16 protein-coding genes and 1 tRNA gene are annotated in these 19,376 nt (G+C 50.3%); 15 read left to right on the top strand and 2 right to left on the bottom strand.

The window, feature by feature from the left end; translation table 11 throughout:
* Positions 1 to 14 precede the first annotated feature (14 nt).
* A complete protein-coding gene (locus VN12_RS21625; protein WP_146678751.1) occupies positions 15 to 2,864 on the top strand; it encodes a M56 family metallopeptidase in 2,850 nt (949 codons plus the stop codon).
* A 786-nt stretch (positions 2,865 to 3,650) separates the two neighbouring features.
* On the opposite strand, the gene VN12_RS25985 is transcribed toward VN12_RS21625, so the two are convergent.
* Positions 3,651 to 3,824, bottom strand: coding sequence for a hypothetical protein (locus VN12_RS25985; protein WP_168164560.1), 174 nt, complete (start codon positions 3,822 to 3,824; stop codon positions 3,651 to 3,653).
* Positions 3,825 to 4,519: 695 nt separating this feature from the next.
* Here VN12_RS25985 and VN12_RS21620 point away from each other — a divergent pair.
* From VN12_RS21620 to VN12_RS21605, 4 genes are all read left to right on the top strand, one after another.
* Complete coding sequence (locus tag VN12_RS21620) at positions 4,520 to 4,993, top strand: hypothetical protein (protein WP_146678750.1); 474 nt, start codon at positions 4,520 to 4,522, stop codon at positions 4,991 to 4,993.
* Between the two features lie 568 nt (positions 4,994 to 5,561).
* Complete coding sequence (locus tag VN12_RS21615; RefSeq protein WP_146678749.1) at positions 5,562 to 6,068, top strand: hypothetical protein; 507 nt, start codon at positions 5,562 to 5,564, stop codon at positions 6,066 to 6,068.
* 3 nt (positions 6,069 to 6,071) lie between these two features.
* Entirely contained in the window at positions 6,072 to 6,419 is a 348-nt protein-coding gene (locus VN12_RS21610; protein WP_146678748.1) for a hypothetical protein, read from the top strand.
* 269 nt (positions 6,420 to 6,688) lie between these two features.
* Positions 6,689 to 7,018 (top strand): hypothetical protein, encoded by a 330-nt coding sequence (locus VN12_RS21605; protein WP_146678747.1) that lies wholly within the window; start codon positions 6,689 to 6,691, stop codon positions 7,016 to 7,018.
* A gap of 459 nt (positions 7,019 to 7,477) precedes the next feature.
* Here VN12_RS21605 and VN12_RS21600 read toward each other — a convergent pair whose 3' ends face one another.
* The gene (locus VN12_RS21600) at positions 7,478 to 8,899 is read right to left on the bottom strand and encodes a DUF2252 domain-containing protein (RefSeq protein WP_146678746.1); all 1,422 of its coding nucleotides are present in this window, start codon (positions 8,897 to 8,899) and stop codon (positions 7,478 to 7,480) included.
* A gap of 417 nt (positions 8,900 to 9,316) precedes the next feature.
* Here VN12_RS21600 and VN12_RS21595 point away from each other — a divergent pair, with 417 nt between their 5' ends.
* The 10 genes from VN12_RS21595 (at position 9,317) to VN12_RS21555 (ending at position 19,339) form a co-directional block, all read left to right on the top strand.
* Positions 9,317 to 10,174: a methyltransferase family protein gene (locus VN12_RS21595; protein WP_146678745.1), complete on the top strand. Its 858-nt coding sequence runs from the start codon at positions 9,317 to 9,319 to the stop codon at positions 10,172 to 10,174.
* Between the two features lie 398 nt (positions 10,175 to 10,572).
* On the top strand, positions 10,573 to 11,517 hold the full coding sequence (locus VN12_RS21590; protein WP_146678744.1) for an alpha/beta hydrolase family protein: 945 nt from the start codon (positions 10,573 to 10,575) through the stop codon (positions 11,515 to 11,517).
* A 308-nt stretch (positions 11,518 to 11,825) separates the two neighbouring features.
* Positions 11,826 to 12,692, top strand: coding sequence for a hypothetical protein (locus tag VN12_RS21585; protein WP_315850177.1), 867 nt, complete (start codon positions 11,826 to 11,828; stop codon positions 12,690 to 12,692).
* A gap of 117 nt (positions 12,693 to 12,809) precedes the next feature.
* Entirely contained in the window at positions 12,810 to 13,730 is a 921-nt protein-coding gene (locus VN12_RS21580; RefSeq protein ID WP_205855114.1) for a cation diffusion facilitator family transporter, read from the top strand.
* A 489-nt stretch (positions 13,731 to 14,219) separates the two neighbouring features.
* Entirely contained in the window at positions 14,220 to 15,164 is a 945-nt protein-coding gene (locus tag VN12_RS21575) for a hypothetical protein (RefSeq protein WP_146678742.1), read from the top strand.
* 258 nt (positions 15,165 to 15,422) lie between these two features.
* On the top strand, positions 15,423 to 16,403 hold the full coding sequence (locus tag VN12_RS21570) for an outer membrane lipoprotein-sorting protein (protein WP_146678741.1): 981 nt from the start codon (positions 15,423 to 15,425) through the stop codon (positions 16,401 to 16,403).
* A gap of 106 nt (positions 16,404 to 16,509) precedes the next feature.
* Complete coding sequence (locus VN12_RS21565; RefSeq protein ID WP_146678740.1) at positions 16,510 to 17,451, top strand: hypothetical protein; 942 nt, start codon at positions 16,510 to 16,512, stop codon at positions 17,449 to 17,451.
* A gap of 260 nt (positions 17,452 to 17,711) precedes the next feature.
* The gene (locus VN12_RS21560) at positions 17,712 to 18,689 is read left to right on the top strand and encodes an outer membrane lipoprotein-sorting protein (protein ID WP_146678739.1); all 978 of its coding nucleotides are present in this window, start codon (positions 17,712 to 17,714) and stop codon (positions 18,687 to 18,689) included.
* A 42-nt stretch (positions 18,690 to 18,731) separates the two neighbouring features.
* Positions 18,732 to 18,875: a hypothetical protein gene (locus tag VN12_RS25980; protein WP_168164559.1), complete on the top strand. Its 144-nt coding sequence runs from the start codon at positions 18,732 to 18,734 to the stop codon at positions 18,873 to 18,875.
* Between the two features lie 392 nt (positions 18,876 to 19,267).
* Positions 19,268 to 19,339, top strand: a tRNA-Cys gene (locus VN12_RS21555).
* Positions 19,340 to 19,376 lie beyond the last annotated feature (37 nt).

The following is a 19,376-nucleotide window of genomic DNA, read 5'->3' as shown; positions in this document are numbered from 1 at the left end:
GCCCGGGGTGTGAAATGAATTGGATCGAGACAGTCAACACTTATTTGCCAGCGTTCAAGTTTGCTACTGCAGTCGCTCTGCCATTTGTTATTCCGCTATTCGCCGAAGTCTTCCCACGCAGATTTTCTGCGGACTTGCGGTGCAAACTTTGGTTACTCGCCATGTTCTCAATGAGTGCGGCCCCTTTTTTGTACCGCGTCGATGTCCCCTTGCTAATCACCTCGAGAACGACAGCACAAGCAGCGAGACCGCTGAGCGATAGGAGCAACGAATCTGATGACGCTTCCCCTTCAAATTCGCATCCAATTCTTGACGGTCAATCTGGAGCGGAACTTCGTCGCCGACCTGCCGCACTCCCGGAATCCCCGACGTTATCCAATGCCACGGGAAGCCAGTTCAATGCTGTATCCAAAAGCAATCCGTTGTTCTCGTTGTCCACTCTCTACTCAGCAGTAGTTTGCGTATTGCTATGCAAAGTTCTTTACACGCATTGGAGAGCTTTCCTGATTCGTTCTAGAAGCGAACCTGTCGAAAGATTGGGAGGCCATTCTTTCCTGCAAGGATGGTCAAATCAACATTCGATTTCGATCAGAACGTCTAGAGACATTCGGGTGCCAACTGTGGTCGGTCTAATCAGACCGGCAATTCTCTTGCCGAAAGATACGGCAAACTGGCCAGCGGAAAAATTGATGGCTGTGGTTCAGCATGAGAGCGCGCATATCACGCGCCGCGATATTTTTTGGACGACGGTAGCATTTGCTTTGCGGGCTATTTTTTGGTTCAATCCCTTGGCATGGCTCGCTGTCGAACGAATCACGAGACTTCGGGAATTGGCATGCGATGACGTGGCGAGCAAGCAAGCGATCAGCGCGTATTCCTACGCGGAACACCTTGTTGCCATTGCTAGCGAGTTGAGCATAACGCGAGAAAAAAGTCTGTTGACAGCAAGTACCGCGAGCGCCGTCCAGCAAAGCGAGTTAAAACTCCGACTGCGACATATCCTCGACGCACGCCAGAATCGAGCACCATCATCACTTTGGTCAACTCTATCCTTCGCTGTCGCTTTCAGCTCTGTTGCTGCTTTTTGCGGAGCGTTTCTCCCAAGTTCGATTATCCAGACAGTTTTAGCGTCTGAAACACCGCCAACAACCAAGACCACACAAGACACCGTGTTGTTCTCCGGTTATGTCAAGGATGTGCAAGGCAATCCGCTCGCAGGGGTGCGAATCTACCCGGGTATGTGGCAGAGCGAACTATCTGAACAAGACCGCATAAATTCCGAGACGACTACGAATGAAGATGGCTATTTCGAGTGGCGCACTCCCTTGGTGCTTGTGCTTAATATTACCAAGTATGGATACCTATACCAACAGATCGAGGTTGGTGAGCCAAATGAACTTCAGATTGTCCTGCAAGATGCGTTCAAGATTCGCGGAGTGGTACTTGGCCCCGACTCCAAGCCGGTCGCCGGAGCCAAGATATCGGCTTTCATCGAAGCTGACGTTGCACAGCCCCCTCGAACAATTATCGTTACTGATGCACAAGGCATGTTCGAACATGCTGGTGTATCGAGACGGTTTATAAGTGTTGCAGCAATTGACGATGACGGCCAAGCTGGAACTCTTGCCAACGCGAGCAGCATGGATAAGCAAAACATCATCCAGCTTCATCCGCCGAAGAACGTAACGATTAGAGCTAAGGATCACATGGGCAATCCGGTACCAGACGCCAAAATCACCCTGGGATCATGGAACAAAAGTGGCGCAGTTCGCTTTTCGGAGAAGACCAACGACAATGGTGAGGTTGTTTGGCCCAAGGCGCCTTCCGGAACGCTCTTGCTAGCAGCAATGCACCCAGGTTTTCGTACTGCATGGGAAATTCTAGATACGCAATCGTCAGCGACTGCCGAGATCACGCTGTATCCGCCCTTAGACTTCTCATGCACCGCCGTCGACGACGAAACTGGAGAGAGCATAAAGGACTTTTACGTTACACGTCGATACGAGCGAGGGTTCTCTGGACGTTTTGAGGATGAGACGATCGATTTGGGAAGCCTACCCGCAACATTTCGACGGTGGCCGTTGATTGGAGATCGTTCTAAAGATGGAGTCTTAACCTTTGTAAGCAACAATGCGTTCGAAAAAATGGTTTTGCGAGTCCACGCCGATGGATATCAACTTCTCGAAGAAAGCATCGCCTCTAACGCCACTCCACAGCTCCGACGTAATTACCGCCTAACGAAATTAAAACATGACAAGGGAACGGAGATTCAAGTGGTTGGGCCAGATGGAAAGCCTGCAGCTGATACTTATCTGCAGGTTCAGACTCCGGGCATATGGCGCTCACTCAGATTTGATCCGGATTACATGGAGGCCGAGAACTTGGTGTATCCCAACATCAATTTGAAGACGAATTCGGCAGGAATGCTCTTTCTTCCTGCGACCCCCAAAGTGGGTACCGTAACCGCTTGGGGAGACGCTGGTTGGTACTTTGACAACTTGAACAGCTTCGATCCGACAAAACCGCTCGTATTACAACCCTACTCACGCGTTCGGATACGGTTGCCGTTAAACATGCGACAAGATAGGCGTGCAACCTTTGTTTTGAGAAAGTACGTTAGGGTATCGCCCCAAAAAACATCTTTCCGCAATTCCCTTTCCATAAGACTCAATCCTAGCCGTGGTGATATTCCGGACGAGATTGTGGTCGAAAGAGCGTTGGGGGGGACGCTTTCACTCGTCCACACTCCGTTTAAACTTAACGATCCGTCCCGGACCGAAAGCGTTCTTGCTTCCTTTGAGGTCGAACCAGGCTCCGAAATGCTAATCGATCTAACGGGAACATCAAAACCCACGGGTAACTAGACGATGCCAAATACACGGATTCTCGTCCGGTAGCGAACCATTTATTTGTTTGGGTAAACTGCAAATCGGTTACGTTCTGCAAACCATCGCAATGCTTACTTCGATTCGACATACAAGAAGGTCTCTCGCAAAGGCGCAAGGACGCAATGTACTCAATCCACAGCGTCGCGCCTTAGCGCCTTGGCACGCGATTGATTTCCAATCTGAGAACGAAAAGGATCACTGACGTCGAGAGAGGAAAGCATGGACCGCCCGAGGCCGGTTGATCGAGACGTTGAGTGCATCCGTTGGTTAGATTATGCCTGCTCTGAACCCACGGGCTCGACTATGGATCGATCCCTGAGGACGGTCAGGAAGTTGTTGAGCGAAGTGAACGAGTGAGTGACAAACTCGCACCTAGACCGTTTCCTATCAGATCATTCCATCGATTGCACATCAACCCCGGGAAAACCGCTGAAATGAGTCAATCGGTCAGAGCTCGAACAAGGACATTGCTAGAGTGTAAAGTTCAGCGTTTTGAGAAAGCAGGAACACTAATCTCCACTTATTCGCACTAATCAAAACCCGCGACCACCTTGTTGCTGCTCCTTATTAGTGGTGATTAGTGACGATTAGTGTTCTTCTCCCATGCAATCCGAGGATCTGATTGGTCGCGAAGCCATAGGTTATCGATCATATGTTCGGTAGTACACAATTGTTTGCAAATCAACCTTAGATCGCGAAAGACCTGTCGCAACTCTCCTGAGTTTGCATCGACCGATGGGCGAGAGGTGATCCCGATACAAATCAGGGCCGAAGAATCGAGCTCTTCGGTCCAATGCCTTGTTCGCGATACTTCTCGTACTCGATCGATCCCTTGAATACCGTGTCCGTTCGTTGGATCAACCGAGTTAACATCGACACGATGCGCTTCAAATTGATTTTTCCATTCCGATTCAGTTCGGTATGAAGATGCGACATAGTCGATCGCAATTCGGTACCTTCTCCGTATTCGCAGCCGCGCCATATAGAGGAGCAGCGACCACTAATACGTTTTTGTTTCCGAAGATCAAAGAACCACGGAACATGCCGAACACACGGAAATAATTCCACTCCCTTCCCTGGTTTCTGTTCCGTGTTCTCCGTGTTGTCCGTGGTTAAAAATCACCATCGCGACTCGCAGAGTTGATACTGAGTCGTTGTTGCAAATGCGGTACAATCCTTATATCTAACGTGTGCACTTTCATTCCGCGCTGGCACAGCTCATAAACGGATTCGAGCAACCAAGGGCCGAGCACCGCATGGACCTTCATCGCTGCATCGATACTCTAGCCAATGATTTCCTTGATCTCCGTTTGCCTTCCCTCCGCGCATCTCCGCCATCTCCGCGGTTAACCCTTCTTAGGCGATTGGTAATGCCGCCCGTCTAGTACTCTTCGCAGAGCTTATCGATCTTGCTGCTTTTGTTTGTATTCAGTGGCGGATCAACCGCGGAGGACACGGAGTTGATATGGGCCGGATTGCTGATCGGCGCATTAGCCCCATTGCCATTGCGATATACTATTCGCGAACCATAATATTCGCCTAAGTTGGCTTTCGTCGGCCATGTCTTGCGGTGCTATCCGTCCCCAAGCCAACCGACACCCATGATTCAGAAACCTTAGACAATCCAAGCGATGCCTCCAAATCGCTATCGAATGAGTTACGACGTTAATCCATACACTTCCCCCAATGACTTGGATTCTCATGAGCCCGTGCCCCCCAAAACAAGGGAACGCTGGGGGCCGTTACTCTATTTCGCCATTGCAGGAGTCATCGCGATCTTTATTGCCAGTCCGCTCCCCGTTCCTAAATCGATTGCGGTAAGAGACGATCCAAACCCGCTAGGCTATCTTCTGATCCTGATTAGTTTCCCCGTTGGTGGCTTAGTCTACCGAGTACGATCGAGAAAATGGCCGATCGATAAGACCGTCAGGAATCGGCAGATCACCGCATGCTGTGCAACATTACTGCTTCCAATCGCAGCGGCTTTGCTGACCGGAATGGGAGGCCAAGGCTTACACATGACTGTAGTCGGCGGGATCGTATCGCTGGTATTCATGGCCAGCGTACTCATATCCGGAACACGCCGCTGTCGAAACGTGATGTGATAAGGCTATGGATCCAGGTTGCCGAGCCATCGCAGAAATGGCGTTCGATTTTAAAACCTATTCACCCACCGATGGTATTCAACGCTATCGAATTAAGTAGTTATTTATGAATTGAGATGATTCGGTGCAGAAACAAGTATCAATCCGCGGGCTAATGCTTTGTGTTGTGGCGATTGCGATTGGGTTTCAGTGCAATCTTTACACTCGAGTCACTTTCGATTCAACCCTGAACTGGATTGAGCCTACTGGCGATACGTGGAGGAACACAAAGCGAACGCAAGGCTGGCCTTTTGAGGTTTTCGAGCGTTCGCGTCAGAGCCTTGCCCATGTCATCAGGAAGAACGATAAAGGTGGCAATATCTGGTCGATGGTATACTACTCCAAAAAGACACGCCCCATTGCGATACTTGCAAATTTCATAGTCGGTGTTTCGTTATTTGCCATTTTCACCTTTTCGCTTAAGATTGGATATGTGTCATTGAATCTGTATTTTACGCACCGTTCAACGCATTTACCCAATTGTCGTTGGTTCTCATTTCCCTTTCGCTTCACTTGAAGCACCAGACTGATGGTTACAAATCACCTGCTGACCGGATTTACCTTCGGACTTTCGATTTCCGTCATTTCATGGATGGTCGGAATAGTGGGGAATGCCATTTTGCTGAGAACCAGTTACTACGATAAACTCTCCCACCTGAATTTCATTCGCAGCAAAGCCCTGAACCGAGCTCTTGGAATCGAGCAGTTCAAATGGATCGTAAAAAACAGCTTCTTCCGATTCTTCAATCAGAGCATCAAGATTGAAGGCAAGCATACCGACTTGGCCTCGATCCGGCATCAAATGACTCTTGCCGAAGTTGGCCACTTGATTGGGTTTCTTTTCGTGGGAGCCGTCGCCCTGTATCAGAGCATCAATGTGAGCGTCCTCTTTGGGCTCTCCATGATGATCCCGAATGTCCTACTCAACGGCTATCCCTCCCTACTCCAGCAAGAAAACAAGAGACGCATCGACCAGTTCATCGACCGCCAGGCAAAGCGAACCGATGCCCGCCCCCAGCAGCAGCGGAGCCAGTAGAAGGTGGTAACAAGACGTACCGGATTCAATCCAAGCCCTAATAAGCAATTCCGCTTGCGTTCGCTCTTCGTAAATTCGGTTTCCACCAAGACAATCGCTATTGCTTCGATGGGAGTCGGCGTCTTCATCGTCGTGTTCAGCCGGGTCATCGTTTTCCCGGGATTGGAAATGATTCTGGGCATTGAAACATTGGTCGGCAAGGAAAACGTTAGCTACCAACCCAATGGCAACTATGCGTACACAAACCCAGGAGCTATGGCGGCTTGGATCCTAACTGTCTCAGGGATCGGATTGATGATTGCAGCAAGTGGCGCTGTGATTTTGTTTCGCACCCGTAAGCGGGTCGGATGAAGGGCCAGCCACCGACGAGCTGGCCGATGAGCCTGACGGACAAGATTGCCAAACCGATTTGTTGACGGACTAACATTCTTCAAAGAGAATAATGCTCGCTAGGACTGCCACTCTGCGATTGAGTAATACACACCAAAACGCCTAACATGCGACTGCACCTATTGCGTGGTCAAGACGGTTTTTGAATACACATTTTCTGTCGATTGCGGGAGTATTGATGTGTAGATTGCAATCGATCGTTTGGATAATTTCTTTAAGGAAACTGTTTGGTGTCGAAAAACAATCGCAGCGCAACAAGAAGCATTGGCACGGGATTATTTCTGACAGGACTCGCGATCCTTGCGTATGGCGCTATCGCTTTTTGGATTATTAAATCGCTCCCGCCCAACGGTGGACCTACTGGACGTCTGCCAAGTTTATACGTGATAGGGGTTGGGATTGTCGCCGTGCTGGCTGGTTTAGCGGTTCGCGATCTTCGTACGCGGCACAAGAATTCAGTTTCCACCGAGGGCGAAAAAAAGAGTATCCCGACGAGCGTCGGTTTACTCATTCTGGCGTTGATGCTGGTACTATTCTTCGTCGTTGTATCTCAACTCTGACCGAAAAGTTTTCGTTTACAAGGGCATATGCGTGGCATGGGTAGTGGTCGACGAGCGTTCCTTCGCCTTCTCGGCGTTGGTACTCAACGCCAACAGAGTTCGCGCGTCGTTGTGGAGCTTCGCCGAGGATTCGTCGCAGCTCGGGGAAGACAAGGCAGCTACAAATGTCTCGGTCCTTTGTGGTGCTCGACATCTGGCTTTGGGATGCTCATATGTTCAACTCCCAATAGTTGTCATCCCAGGGCTGTGATTGAGTTTCTGATGGCGTACACAGACCGCCGTACCGACTCTGGCCAAGATTGCACGTCACAACGCATTGGCTTTCCTCATCCGCTTGTCGGGTTAACGCGGTGCGCGATTCACGGTTTAGGACGCGATGGTCAAGAACATCAAATCTTACTGAACTCCGGTTACGCACTCGAGCGGAGGATTCTAGGTAGCATTGGCAACGTAAAGCGATTATGACTCCTCTTCGACAGTTGCCTCAATTTCGCCACTTGCGACGGCAGCGACGAGCTCTGCATGATCTTGCTCATTTTGGTCGGCATAGGCCGTGGCAAAGTCGCCGATCGCACAATCAAAGTCATCCGATTTACCCATGTAGCCGCTAATCGTCGCTGCATCGCCTGATTTAGCGTGTGAGTGTGCCAACGTTTGGCCGCAGATTGTTGCATACAGCATCGCCTGCCGAATTGAAACATCGACCGTGACGCTCGCGGACATTTTCATGTCTCGCAATTGTCTTACGAAGAAATCTCGGCCGCGCCGACTTCGGGTCCACCCCAGGAAGATGTCGCTGGCGGACTGACAAAGGCGTTGCCCCACCACGACGCGCTGGCCATGGTTTTCATAGCAGCTTTTGGCGACGTAGGGTTCCAAAACAGAAGGACCTGCTTGTTTGAATTGTAGCAATAAGGGGTGATTCTCGGAAGAAAAGAACAGCCCCACAAAACACATCGTACCGACGCTTCCGATCCCCACTGCTTTCACGACGACATCCGCGAGGCTGTATCGATCAAAAAGAATTCTTCGTTCATCGGGCAAAGACAGTCGGTACTGCTCCAATACATCGTGGATGATATCTTGCTGATCGGAATCTTGTTCTTGGGTGACATGAAACATCAAAGGAGGTTGGTCGATGATTCTCCTACGTCCTCCGACCTCTTCACTAATCTTTGGGTAAAGGTAATCGCTGATACGCTCTTTGGCCTTGGAGACAACTTTTTGACGAGTGTCTTTGATATCGGCGTCGGGTGCAGAGTCAATGAGCAAGCGGGAATCTAATTTGTAATACCAAACATCGAGCGGGCACATCTTCGAGAACTTCCTCAACTGCTCTCGATAGGCACGAACGCACTCGATGGCGATTGCCTCGGCATCCTTATCGGTTAGGCCGATTTCACGCGCGGCAGCGACAAAACTGACCGCCAGTCTCTTGAGGTCCCATTCCCATGGCGCAGGAAGCGTTTCATCGAAGTCGTTCAGATCGAAAATCAAATTACGTTCGGGAGTCGCGAACAAACCAAAATTGAGCAAGTGGCAATCCCCGCATGCCTGAACCCGAACGCCCGTCGTCGGAGTGCTGGCCAAGTCAGCAGCCATGATCCCCGCAGAACCACGTAAGAATGCAAATGGACTTTGCATCATTCGTCCGTAGCGGATTGGTACAAGTTCGGGCATCCGATCCCGGTTGGACTCCTTGAGAACTTCGATCGGGGAACGTCTATCCCTCGGAGCATTCCAACCGGCGTGACTTTCACGTGCTACTCCCTCTCGAAGAGCTTTGCCGATGGCGATGCGATCATCCCGGGAGCGAAACAACGAAGCGTCTTCGCCTTCGGCGGCAGGGTTTGTATTGGCGTTGGAGATATCGTTTCGCATGGATGATCGTCTAATACTGCAAAGGTGCAATTCACCCCTAAGAGCGAGTTTTGAAATTGCACTGAATTGAAAAAATCGCTTTGGCTGGAGGAAGCGAAAAAGCTTCCCGGACACCAGGGGTCCTTAGCGATCATAAGTGGACTGGATTATCCAAGTTGCCTATCCGACAAGCAATGGCAGTTGATTCAAAAACTATTCCCCCCCGCCAATCTTCGAGGACGAAAACGACTCGATTTTGTTTTGATATCCTAGTCGACTTGCTCACGCCCGCCCTCCTGGATCGATCGAGTCGTGTTCTTAGGGTTCTTGAATTTTGTAGGCGATTGCTTTGCCGCTCGTGCTTCGACATACTGGTCTGTGCCTGCAGGTGCTGCAGGGTCTTGTGCTCCGTTCGGGGTGTGTCTTTGAGAAAGACGTATGAAAGAGACCGCTTACCTACTGCAATCTGTATTGGTTAGCCTCTGGTGGCTCGGACTCGCTTCCGACCAAGTCTTCTTTTCTGCTTTTCAGTTTGAAGAGATACCGCCCTCTGCGTTTTGGGCATTCCTGATCCCCGATCTCCTTTTGATCGCCGGCCTATCGGCAATTCGCGCTCACATCCAGACCACTTCAATCGAACATGTGATTTTGGGAGCATTTGCCTATGCAACACTCTACTGTTTGAACGCCACAATTCTGACTGCCAGCGGTTTCCTGCCGACCGGACTGATGCTAATCGGCCTTGCGTACAATTCGTTTCTCACCTTCAATGCTTCCTTCTTCCGTGTCTGCTCAACCACCATGACATGGAATGTAATCAAGACACTCATCCAGGTTGTTTGCATCTGGATTCTGGCATTGGTGCTCATTCCGTATGTAATTCTGGACGCATTTGACGCTTTAATGCACCCGAGCATGGGGCCATCGCTGGGCGTCGGTCTATTTCTCTTTGGCAGCTTTAGCGTTCTGGGTTTAACCAGCGCGTTTTTCATGGTTCGAGACGGAAACGGGACTCCACTCCCACTTGATCAAACCAATAACTTGGTTGTTTCAGGCCCCTACCAATACGTTCGCAATCCCATGGCCATTGCGGGAATTGGACAAGGGATGGCACTTTCCGTTATCTTTCAATCGGTGCCAATTTTGATCTACTCCGTCCTTGGGGCTTTGGTTTGGCATGTCGTAGTGCGACCATCCGAAGAACGCGATCTGGCGCTGCGTTTTGGGGAACCCTACGAGGTTTATCGCCGACAAGTTTCTTGCTGGATTCCCACCCTCAGTCGACGGCCCTCGTAAATCGAGAAACTGCCTATCGAAACGTGCCAGATGTTAAGCGATGGCGGCCTCACCGTAGATTAAGGAACCACAGACCACACAAAACACACCGAAATAAAACCATACCCATTCCTTGTTCCCTTTCCGTGTATTCCGTGTCGTCCGTGGTTGAAAATTCCATGCGACTCAAGGCAACGATCACGTGCCACACGGATTAGACGGCCCCCACCTTCGTTGAAGACGAGTGTTCGGGCGAAGCTAACAATTGTGGGAAATAAGGCCATCCGTCGGCAGGATTTGGTTGACCGTCGAATCACTATCGAGTAACAACGAAGCACAAACGGATATCCGAGCGATGGTGTCTATTCCCGAGCATCATACTTCGGTGTAAGTACGTGATGCTAAACCAAGGAGTTCTTATGCGAATCATACTAACGATACTTGCCCTCGTTGTAGCCGGTTGCGACGCCTCATCAACTTCGACGTCGTCTCTCAATTCATCATCATCGTCGCTGGGCGCTTCGTCGAAGCCACATCAATCGCTACTCAAGGCGAGGAAGGGATTCGCAACCAAAATAATCAAGTCGGGGGAGTCGGTGGGCGCCCCGGACAAGCCACATGGGAGCGAATTCGAATTGACGCAATATCCGTCTCCCATCGGCCCCTTATCCGCTTACGTGACGCCAAACCCAGGTGACGGCAAGAAACACCCAGCGATCGTGTGGATTACAGGGGGTGACAATAATTCAATCGGTGATGTGTGGACGCCACAGGATCGGAGCAACGATCAATCTGCCCGCGCGTTTCGCAAGGCCGGGATCGTCATGATGTTCCCTTCGCAGCGGGGCGGGAACGACAATCCGGGGAAACGCGAGGGGTTCTATGGAGAAGTGGATGACATTCTTGCCGCGACCGAACATTTGGCAAAATTGCCGTATGTCGATTCAGAAAAAATCTATTTAGGCGGACACAGTACAGGAGGAACGATCGTCATGCTGGTCGGAGCGTGCTCTGATCGATACCGTGCCATTTTCTCGCTTGGCCCGGTCGCCGCGGCAGAGCAATACGGTGGTGAATATGTGTACTGCGATCCGAACAATCAGGATGAAATGCGACTTCGTTCGCCAATCTACTGGATGCACTGTGTTACGAGTCCTATGTACGTCCTGGAAGGAGAAGAAGGAAACTGGGATGGCGCGATTGAGGTCATGGCGAAAGAGAATTCCAATCCGAGAATTCATTTTTACAAGATCGCTGGTCATGACCACTTCAGCGTGATCGCCCCACTCGCAGAGTTACTGGCTAGCCAAATAGTGAAGGGGCAGATCGACGTAACACAGCAAACATTGCAGGGTTTGCGATGACGAGCAACGATCGGTGGTGCATCGACCCTACCTGCGATGCTTACTCTGTGGACACCTGCCATTCGCTGTAGGGAATGCGGTGAACGAGCTAACCGTTCTCTCCATGGGACGCATGCGAGATTGGCCGAACACGCAAAAACCCCACAAGTCGCAGAGACCTAAAAATGGTATGTTTGTTCTTGCTCTGTTTCCCCGATGCTCCAAATGGATGACCATCTATGCTTTTGTGCCTCCGTCTACTGCTAAACGCCTCAGCCACTTTCGTCTTGCTCTCAGCAATGATGGGATCCTACGCTCGGTGTGATGACGTGACGCATCGCTTTCTCGCCTGTGGAGCGAAGACATATGTCATGGAAGCGGATGGAAAGGCATCTTGGACCTATCCGCACAGCACTCGAGATGGATATGTGCTCGAGGATGGTCGCATTGTTTTGACGCTGAGCAAATCACCGAAGTTTCCCTCAGGTGCGGTGATTGAAATCAGCCAAGATGGCAAAGAGCGTTTGATATGGAATGGAACACAGTCCGAAGTCAACAGCGCACATCCAACCGAAGAGGGAACGTTCGTCATCACGGAGGCCGGCCCCAATCCACGATTGCTTGAGATCGACAGCGAGGGGAAGGTGTTGGTGGAGTTCCCGCTTCAGTGCCAAAAGCCTAACCATCATATGCAAACGCGAATGGCGAGGAAGCTCCATGACGGCACGTACCTAGTACCACACCTCCTGGATTTCGCCGTCAAGCAGTATGACAAAAAAGGGGATATTTTGAATGTGATCGATACGAGTGTCCAAGAGGATACGGAACGAACGATACACACATGGCCTTTCACCGCTATCCGCCATGGCGAAGGGCACACCCTGGCCTGTTGCACCAATGGGAATCGCGTCGTCGATTTCGATGCAGCGGGCAAGATCGTATGGGAATTGACCAACAAGGATTTGCCGGGACCGTGGTTACAGGATCCTTGCGGAGGCCAAGTTCTTCCCAATGGAAACATCGTGATCACAAGCTACGCGGCCGGTGGTAAAGATCCGAAGGGACCCAAACTGATCGAAGTGAATCGCGAGAAGGAAGTTGTGTGGACTTATGTCGATGGACAACCAGTCGGAATCCACCACTTTCAGATTTTGAAAACCAATGGAGAGGTACTTCGCGGCCCCACGTTGAAATAGGCGTTGCCCCCCCAATCTAGGGAGATACGTTTGTCGGGGGATACGAGTGAACGTCGGTATGATCCTAGCTCCGAATTCGATGTGGCGGTCAGGAGAATGGTTGCTAGGATAGGACAAATGAATCCACCGGACAGGAACTCGACCAACTTGACCTCCGTGCCACTTCTTGGCATGGCGGTCAATGCAGCGTTGGCTTCGCTCAAGATCGTCGCAGGGGTGTTCGGGAATTCGTATGCGTTGATTGCCGACGGAATCGAATCGACGGCGGATATTGTCACGTCGCTAGTTGTTTGGGGTGGTCTGCGGGTTTCGATCACTCCAGCAAATGAAAAACATCCTTATGGGTATGGGAAGGCGGAATCGCTGGCAGGAATCATTGCGGCGATTGCATTGCTGGGAGCTGCTGCGGCGATCGCCTTTCAGAGTATTCGTGAGATATGGACGCCACATCACTTACCCCACTGGTCGACACTCGTTGTGCTCTTGCTCGTTGTGGCGGTCAAGGAATCCCTTGCACGGTGGGTTGGAAATCTTGGAACCGAGGTCGATAGTTCCGCGTTGCAGGCGGACGCGTGGCACCATCGCTCCGACGCGTTGACTTCGCTTTCGGCATTCATCGGTATCAGTATCGGTTTGATCGGCGGGCCAGGCTACGAACCGGCAGACGATTGGGCCGCCTTGGTTGCATGCATTGTTATCTGCTATAGCGGTATAAGGCTGCTGACAATCGCGGTTCGCGAACTACTCGATGCAGCTCCCCCCAAACACTTCGAAGATCAAATTCGGCAGCTAGCGCGCGAAGTTGCGGGAGTACTCGATGTCGAGAAGTGTCGGATTCGAAAGAGCGGAACAACCTATTTTGTCGAGATCCATGTTGAAGTGGATGGCGATGCGACGGTTCAGCAAGGACATGACATCGGTGGCAAAGTAAGAAGCAGGCTGAAGAACTCATCGATGCGCATCGCTGACGCCTTCATCCACATCGAGCCTTATCGCAACATTCCCCTTCCTGACCGGGAAGCCTCGCGGTTGGATTGAACCGCATCTTCGGGCGGCGAAAGACGAGTCAGATTTTTTCGGATATTCTCGTCATTGTTCGCAGCGTCCAATATCGATTCGATACAATTTGAGCGTCAGGTTTCACGACGCACTTCTTCCATCGCGTCACCTTTTCCCAAAGGGTCCAATGCCCATGCGCCTCCTGAGTCTTCTCTTTTCGTTTGTTATTGGTTTACCATTTCAGACGCTTTGTCTCCTCGGAGAGATGCCCGATCAGGCTGTTGATCTTGGGAAATGCCAAGTCGGATCAATGTTCGAGGAAGTTATCCCATCAGAACGTCTTCCAGCGGGATTCGTCATCAAGCAGGATGCAAGTGAACGACGGAATACAACGGAACAGGATTACCGCTAAGGTTTTATCGAACGATTTTTGGAGGAAGTACAACTCGGAAATGATCGGAACCAAGCGTATCGATTGACCGCTAGTTAGGCTTTTGTCGAAAGTCCCATCAAGCAAGGGTTTAGACGATGTTAGACAAGATCAGATCCGCCATTGCCCGTACGCTGTCCATGGCATTAGCAACTGTTTGTATTCTCTTGGAGGAATCGAATGGTCAAAATGCCTTTTCCCCTTGTGATAAATCTGAGATCGAGACGTTGGTCATGGATTTTGGCATCAATGCCGAGCGAAAACATCACTTCGGATACAAAGCCGATGTAAAGCTTGAGCAGCATGGTTTTACAGACCCGAGAGAGTCTGGAACTACGACATGGGATGTTCTGTGGTTTGAAGACCGAAAGTCAAAATCGAAACGCCAAGACGTTTTAACTGTATTGCCCAATCCAACGGATACGTCTTATTGGGTTGTGGCAACGACCCACAAGGGGAAGTTCAATGTATCGATGGGCGACCGGACCATATACAACAAATCAGTTCCGAGTATTGGGCTTGCGCCGATTGCCGAGGATCCGTGGATGGCCCCTATCTCCGAACCGCGTCTTGTGGAGAGGGGAAAAGCGGGGCGCCCTGGTTATTGGGCAGATTTGTTGTCGATGGACAAGCTACTCTGGTGCGAATCAAACGGTCGACTAGTAAGGGGGGAATGGACCCTCGGTGAAGGAAAGTACAAGACTTACGTTCAAGTCTATTTTGATAGTGCCAAAGATGGAATGCCCGTTTTAACTCGATTTGTCATCCCAACGGACTACGAGAAACGATTCGCGAAGTTTGGGAAAAGATATAGTTGCGAAATCAAAACGAAGTGGCTCAAAGAGGGTGACATCTATATGCCCCTTTTAGTAGAGACAGCGATTGAAAACTACTCTACCAAGGGCGTGTTCAGATCAACTATGGATTACAGTGTGGAGTACACTTGGAAATCTAAGCTAGTTACCGAAAAGGGTGTCGATCCAACCGTGTTTGAACATGCCAAGATTCCGAGTGAGGAGTTGTCAGGCATGTTTGATCCTTAAGTGATTGCAGGGTGAGTTTCGCAATGAGTTTGCGTTGCTTGCATCTATCCCCAATCCACTTGTAGATCGGTTCACCGGCGACTACCAACCGCTAGCTGTCGAGGTCCTCATTGTAAATTTCATCAACGCCGGCCCAACCATGTCTGTGAGTGTCGACTGCCTGAATTCGACACCCCTAGTAGCCCTTCATGCGATGGCTCAGTTCGCCATGCCCTCCTATCCCTGCAACGAGCCCTTAAATCGAGCGAGTGTGTATCTATGAGACCGATCCTTATCTACCTTGCGGCGATGGTTGCTTTTCAGCTTGGCTCAGTGCCGCTTCTGGCCCAAGACAATGCTCGCGATCTCATGCTATGCGTTCTCGAAGAACGAACGGAGCCGATTCGGTACGAATTTGATTTTGAACTCCGTGACAATTCGTTTACTGCGGTTGCTTCGGAGAAGCCTACCGAATACGGGATGCTAAAGGTGACGAAAGGGAAATTGAAGTCGGATGAGCTAGCTGGCTTTTACTACGTAGAGATGGAAACGGAGATAGTTGATGTGCTAGCCGAGACTAAGTCAGAAGAGGAAGCCATCACGGAAAAAGCCAAATATTATTCCGAGTTTCCTGCCATGAGATTGATCCTACCTGATATGCAGTTCATGGTTGAGCCAAGAGCAGGTGTGGTAACTCAGGTTAGTTCTCGTGGTCGACCTGTGAAGGGGATGATTGACTTTGATTTTCGAACACTCGGGTGGGCGTTGGACTCCGAACACCAATCCAAAGATTCCCTGCGGCAAATATTACAACACCGCATTGAGAATTGCTCCCCAGACCCAAAGGACGAGTACACAAACTACCGGGTGAACGACGACGGGATTGCCTCTTTTCGTTGTATAGGTAGGGATTATTTCGTGGACACCAAGAGGGATTACGGGCTCACGAAAGTAACCATTCCAGCGATCATTCCGCGGAGTGGTGGTAAAGAGCGGGTGTCAGCCCGAACGGATATTGAACTTGAGAAACTGGGGGAGAGGTGGGTACCAAGCAAGGTAAAGATTGAAAACTTCGAGCCTCGCGGGCGATCCAAACAAGAGTACACCTTCAAATGGGAATCGTATAACAAACCGATTCCTCAATCCTACTTCTCCGAACAGTATCTGAATGACCGTCTTGAGGCGCTTGTCGACGCAAAAGACAAGCGCCTTCAGGAGAAAACCGCTAAAGAATCCTCCAAATATTCTGAAAAAAAGTAAGTTGCGGCCCCCTTCTCGTTTGGCTTCCAATCGGCCCGCCTGCGTGGGCGCCCCCTATAACCACACTATTTTGTCCTTACATATTTTTTCACGGGTTGCATGAACAATGGCATTAAACACTTTGATCAAAGCGACATTTATTTGTCTTTTAGCACTAGTGCCACAGATCGCTAACGCTCAAAACAAGTTCGTTTCATGCGATCCGTCCGAAATCGAATCTTTGATTTATGATTTTGGTATTAACGCTGAGCGGCTGAATTCATTTGGATACCTTGCGGAGGTTTGCCGAGAAAGAAATTATATTGCCAAGCAAGAGCCATCACAAAGTCTTCAGTATGACGTGGTCGCTTTCGAAGACCGAAAATCCAATTCAAAACGAGTGGATTGGATGCGTTACATCGGCTCCCAACCTGTCCCCTTAGGGGGCTGGAGCGTCTTTACTGTGCTAAAGGGAAAAACCTTGGCATCCATTGGCGACCTCCCAATTGTCAATGAAAAAGGAGAATTCTCCCCCGTTGGGCGGTCCCCTGTTCCAGAAGACCCTTGCATGGTCGCGATCGCCGAGCCTCAACTAACAACATCCGGTGGCGCCGGTAAACGTGACTCTTGGTCCGAACTTCTAGACATGAAGAAGATGCTTTGGTGTGAAACCGATGGGAGATTAACTCGGGGGGAATGGACATATGGCACCGGAGAGCACCGCGCGCATATTCAAGTTTACTTTGACAAGACACAGGGTGGAATGCCGGTTCTGACGCGGTACATACTCCCAAAAGACTATGAGAAGAGATTCGTTCGTATTGGTCGGAGGTATTGCTGTGATATTAACACGAAGTGGACTAATTACAATGACGGGTTTGTCCCGGCCCGCGTCGAGTGCAGGATTGAGAACTATTGGGGCGATAACGATCTCCGTACTACAGAGAACTTTAGTATTGGTTACGTTTGGAAGACAAGCCTGGTTACTGCCAAGGGTGTTAATCCCGATGTCTTCGTCCACAATAAGATTCTAAGTGAAGAGCTTGTTGAAACATTTAAGGCAAAGTGATTGATGGCAACGTAATTGTTTTGCAAGTCATTCGGTTGATTCAAAGCACTCTACCAACCACTTGTCGATTAACTCACTGATGACCACTAATCGTTGATAATCAAAGTCTTCGTTGTAAATTTCATCAACGCCGGCCCAACCATGTCTGTGAGCGTCGACTGCCTGAATTCGACACCCCTAGTAGCCCTTCATGCGATGGCTCAGTTCGCCATGCCCTCCTATCCCTGCAACGAGCCCTTAAATCGAGCGAGTGTGTATCTATGAGACCGATCCTTATCTACCTTGCGGCGATGGTGGCTTTTCTGCTTGGCTCAGTGCCGCTTCTGGCCCAAGACAATGCTCGCGATCTCATGCTATGCGTTCTCGAAGAACGAACGGAGCCGATTCGGTACGAATTTGATTTTGAACTCCGTGACAATTCCTTTACAGAAACTGCAGCAGCAAACCCGACTCAGTATGGAGTTTTGAAAATCTCCAAGGGCAAGGTAAAATGTGATGAGCTGGCGGGATCCTATTACATGGAAATGGATACCGAGATTGTTGATGTACTGGCTGGCTCAAAGCTGGAGGAAGAAGATGTCCTTCGGAATTCCAAAAGCTACACAGCCTACCCTGCAATCCGAATGGTCCTCCCAGACTTACACCTTGTGGTTGACCCAAGAACAGGTGAAATCCGCACTATAGGTTCGAATGACGGGCGGGTGCGAGGTGTTGTTGACTTCGACTTTCGAACACTTGGATGGGCAATGGATTCAGAGCACCAAGCGCGAGATTCTGTGCAGAAGATCTTACAGCACCGGGTTGAGTTCACGTCTTCGAACCCGAAGGAAGAGTACACAAACTATCGGATGAATGAGGATGGAATCGCAATATTTCGTTGCATTAGTCGAGACTACTTCGTAGACACGAAGAGGGATTATTGGTTAACGAAAGCAGTTCTCCCGGCGATCATTCCGCGGAGTGGTGGCAAAGAGCGGGTGTCTGCCCGAACGGATATCGAGCTTGAAAATCTAGGGGAGAGGTGGGTACCAAGCAAGGTAAAGATTGAGAACTTTGAGCCTCGCGGGCGATCCAAACAAGAGTACACCTTCAAATGGGAATCGTATAACAAACCGATTCCTCAATCCTACTTCTCCGAACAGTATCTGAATGACCGTCTTGAGGCGCTTGTCGACACAAAAGACAAACGGCTTCAGGAGAAAGCCGCTAAAGAATCCTCCAAATCTTCTGGAAAATAGTAAGCTACCGCACGTTTCAATTTGGGATAGAGAAGGAAGCTTTTGAGTGACTGCATCCCCCAACCACTTGTCGATCAAGTCACCGATGACCACGAAGCGTTGGTCGTCGAAGTCCTCGTTGTAAATCTCAGCAAGGCCGGACCAAGCGTGTCCGGCGGAGTAGGACCTGGCGCACTTATCTTTTGAAGGCACCGCGATGGTAAAAGCAGTCCTTCGCGGGGAAGCAAATTCGGTGTTCCAATTTCATTGGAGGCGAAACCATATGCGTGTCGATACGATGCCAGTACAGCACTCCGCCGCGACCAATTCCTTGAGGGCGTCAGACCGGTTTCTAGACTCGTGCGAAAGCGATTCAGAATCCCGTTGATGCCTGGAAGTCAGGTCCCGATTTTTTGGGGCTTCCAAGGAAAATCCGGACTGGGGTTGATTAGTGGTTTGTTGATCGGTTACACTCCTCGTCGATACGGAACACACGGGCTCAACAACATCTCGTTTTGAGACGTCGCGAGTGTGATGTGGAGTGTGACCTCGAAAAGGCCACGCTCGACAGTATCGAAAACCCTGCAAAATCATTGCTCGGCTCCGTAGCCAAGTGGCTAAGGCAGCGGATTGCAAATCCGCCATCGTGGGTTCAACTCCCACCGGAGCCTCTTTCCAAAGACCCAGTGCTAGCGTTTCAGCTGGCAC

The organism is Pirellula sp. SH-Sr6A (assembly GCF_001610875.1).
In the GTDB taxonomy this organism is placed as follows: Bacteria; Planctomycetota; Planctomycetia; order Pirellulales; family Pirellulaceae; genus JBKCUI01.
Note: the sequence above shows the minus strand (reverse complement) of the source record. Positions and strands in the feature narration are given on the sequence as shown.

What these genes read in the sequence shown, in the direction of transcription:
- VN12_RS21575 (WP_146678742.1), top strand. Translation starts at nt 14,220, where the DNA reads ATGTTAGACAAGATCAGATCCGCCATTGCCCGTACGCTGTCCATGGCA.
- VN12_RS21615 (WP_146678749.1), top strand. Translation starts at nt 5,562, where the DNA reads ATGGTTACAAATCACCTGCTGACCGGATTTACCTTCGGACTTTCGATT.
- VN12_RS21580 (WP_205855114.1), top strand. Translation starts at nt 12,810, where the DNA reads ATGAATCCACCGGACAGGAACTCGACCAACTTGACCTCCGTGCCACTT.
- VN12_RS21625 (WP_146678751.1), top strand. Translation starts at nt 15, where the DNA reads ATGAATTGGATCGAGACAGTCAACACTTATTTGCCAGCGTTCAAGTTT.
- VN12_RS21590 (WP_146678744.1), top strand. Translation starts at nt 10,573, where the DNA reads ATGCGAATCATACTAACGATACTTGCCCTCGTTGTAGCCGGTTGCGAC.
- VN12_RS21600 (WP_146678746.1), bottom strand. Translation starts at nt 8,899, where the DNA reads ATGCGAAACGATATCTCCAACGCCAATACAAACCCTGCCGCCGAAGGC.
- VN12_RS25985 (WP_168164560.1), bottom strand. Translation starts at nt 3,824, where the DNA reads ATGTCGCATCTTCATACCGAACTGAATCGGAATGGAAAAATCAATTTG.
- VN12_RS21570 (WP_146678741.1), top strand. Translation starts at nt 15,423, where the DNA reads ATGAGACCGATCCTTATCTACCTTGCGGCGATGGTTGCTTTTCAGCTT.
- VN12_RS21565 (WP_146678740.1), top strand. Translation starts at nt 16,510, where the DNA reads ATGGCATTAAACACTTTGATCAAAGCGACATTTATTTGTCTTTTAGCA.
- VN12_RS21620 (WP_146678750.1), top strand. Translation starts at nt 4,520, where the DNA reads ATGCCTCCAAATCGCTATCGAATGAGTTACGACGTTAATCCATACACT.
- VN12_RS21560 (WP_146678739.1), top strand. Translation starts at nt 17,712, where the DNA reads ATGAGACCGATCCTTATCTACCTTGCGGCGATGGTGGCTTTTCTGCTT.
- VN12_RS21595 (WP_146678745.1), top strand. Translation starts at nt 9,317, where the DNA reads ATGAAAGAGACCGCTTACCTACTGCAATCTGTATTGGTTAGCCTCTGG.